This is a genomic window from Agromyces humi, from assembly GCF_009720255.1.
Classification (GTDB): domain Bacteria; phylum Actinomycetota; class Actinomycetes; order Actinomycetales; family Microbacteriaceae; genus Agromyces; species Agromyces humi.
The window spans coordinates 1-2,206 of the sequence record NZ_WJSP02000509.1 but is presented as its reverse complement, the minus strand read 5'-3'; the positions used below and the strand labels follow the sequence as shown (position 1 = coordinate 2,206).

Below are 2,206 nucleotides of genomic sequence, written 5' to 3'. Positions count from 1 at the left end.
TGTCGTACGTGGTGGAGCGGTCGTCGACGGTGGCCGTGGTTGATGTCGAGGAGTTCGATGCGGTACGAGAGCGCGCCGCGGCGAGGAAATCGCGCGGCAGGTCGGCGAGGTACTGCTCGAGGGCGTCGGCCTGCCACGCCCGGAGCTTGCTGGCGGTGCCCCAGGCGGCCCGCTCGGGAAACGACGGCGGGAGATGCTCGGCGGCCGAGGTGCCCGGCTGATGGCCGGAAGGGGTCGCTGTGCTCACTGGATCCGAGGGTAGCGGAGCCGCCCGACATCCTCGAACCCGGCGACTTGGCACAATGGGGGGATGGTCACCCAGCAGCATCCCTGGTCGCGCTACGTCGCCCTCGGCGACTCCTTCACCGAGGGCATCGGCGACCCCGAGCCCGATGTGCCCGGCGGCCACCGCGGCTGGGCGGATCGCGTCGCCGAGGTGCTGTCGCAGGGCGCCGACGACTTCGCATACGCGAACCTCGCGGTGCGCGGCAAGCTGATCCAGCAGATCATCGACGAGCAGCTCGAGCCGGCCCTCGCGCTGCGGCCCGACCTCATCACGATCTCCGCGGGCGGCAACGACGTCATCCGGCCCCGCACCGACCCCGACGAGATCGCCGCGCGCTTCGAGTACGCGATCGAGCGGCTCTCACGCGACCGCGCCACCGTCGTCATCTTCACGGGCGTCGACGTGGGCTTCTCCCCCGTCTTCCGCGGCATCCGGGGCAAGGTGGCGATCTACAACGAGAACCTGCGCACCATCGCGAAGCGCTACGACTGCATCGTCGCCGACCAGTGGGCGCTGACCGAGATCCAGGACCAGCGCATGTGGGCGCCCGACCGCCTGCACCTCAACTCGCTCGGCCACCACACGGTCGCGCGCATGGTGCTCGCCGCACTCAACGTCGACAACGAGCTGGAGCCGATGAAGCCCGAGCCGCTGCCGGCGAGCACGTGGCGCCAGGCGAGGGTCGACGACCTGTCTTGGGCGCGCGCGTACCTCGTGCCGTGGGTGCTCCGCCGCATCCGCCACCAGTCGTCGGGCGACTTCATCTCGGCGAAGCGACCGGATGCCGGTCCCTACTCGCTGCCCGACTGAGCTGGCTCGGGCGCGTCGAGCGCGCCCGGGTTGGAGAGCCGCCACCAGGCGCCCGGGTCCTCGAGGGAGGCGTCGAGCACGAGGGGCACGCTGATCTCCTGCGAGCCGGCGTGCACCACGGCCGTGCCGACCTCGTCGCCCCGGCTCGCCAGCGTGAGCGGGTCGGCGCGCACCTCCACGTCGACGGGCGTGTCGTTCCAGACGACGACGGTGGCGCCGTCGGTCGTGCGGGCGCGCGCCGTGTCGCCCCACGGCGTGTCGTACTCGGCCAGCACCTCGTTCGCCTGGAGCGGCGACACCTCGTGGAAGCCGGGCGCGACGGAGTCGAGCAGCGCGGCGATCGCCTCGTTGAGCACGGCGTGCGTCTCACCGCCGAGCAGCACGCCCACGACCGTCACGCTCGTGGAGCCGACGGGGTAGTCCGCTGAGAACAGCAGGTTCGCCGCGTCATCCGTCGTGCCGGTCTTGATGCCGTCGACCCCGTGGGAGCCGAGGAGCTTGTTGGAGTTCTTCAGCTTGCCGATCTCGGGCACGTCCACGGAGGGCAGGGCGACGATCTCGGCGACGGTCGGGTCGGCGAGGGCGAGCTTGCCGAGCTCGACGATCTCGGCGGCCGTGCTCACGTCATCGAGCGAGAGCCCGCTCGTGTCGACGAGGCGCGTGTTCACGAGCCCGTGCGCGTCGAGCCAGGTGCGGGCCGCGCTCAGGTAGCCGTCGACCGAGCCGAACGCCCAGTTGGCGATCGAGATCGAGTAGTTGCCGCCCGACGGCAGCAGCATCGCCTCGAGGCTCTCGCGAAGGGTCAGCGTCGACCCCGCGACGACCGGGGCGACCGAGGAGTTCTGCGCGACCTGGTCCCAGTAGATGTCGACGTCGTCCTCGGTGTAGGCGATGTCGGGGCCGCCCTCCCCAGCGGCGACCGGATGCGCGTCGAGCACCACGAGCGCCGTGATGACCTTGGCGATGCTCGCCATCGGCATGGGCTGCTGTTCGGAGCCGGCGGCGAGCAGTCCGTCGAAGCCGACCGCGCCGACCGCGTAGGTGCCGAACCCGGGCAGTGCGAGCGGCTGGGGCGCGGCGGCGACCGGCGCGGGATCGGTCACCTGCGGC

2 protein-coding genes and 1 pseudogene are annotated in these 2,206 nt (G+C 71.5%); 1 reads left to right on the top strand and 2 read right to left on the bottom strand.

Translation table 11 applies throughout. The features are described from left to right. Positions 1-247 (bottom strand): annotated as a pseudogene (locus tag GH736_RS21565) (hypothetical protein); the annotation flags it as partial. A gap of 63 nt (positions 248-310) precedes the next feature. On the opposite strand from GH736_RS21565, the gene GH736_RS21560 reads away from it, so the two are divergent. Next, positions 311-1,096: an SGNH/GDSL hydrolase family protein gene (locus GH736_RS21560; protein ID WP_159606955.1), complete on the top strand. Its 786-nt coding sequence runs from the start codon at positions 311-313 to the stop codon at positions 1,094-1,096. Here GH736_RS21560 and GH736_RS21555 read toward each other — a convergent pair. Next, a partial coding sequence (locus tag GH736_RS21555; RefSeq protein WP_159606953.1) for a D-alanyl-D-alanine carboxypeptidase family protein occupies positions 1,078-2,206 on the bottom strand: 1,129 nt, incomplete at its 5' end. The genes GH736_RS21560 and GH736_RS21555 overlap by 19 nt on opposite strands.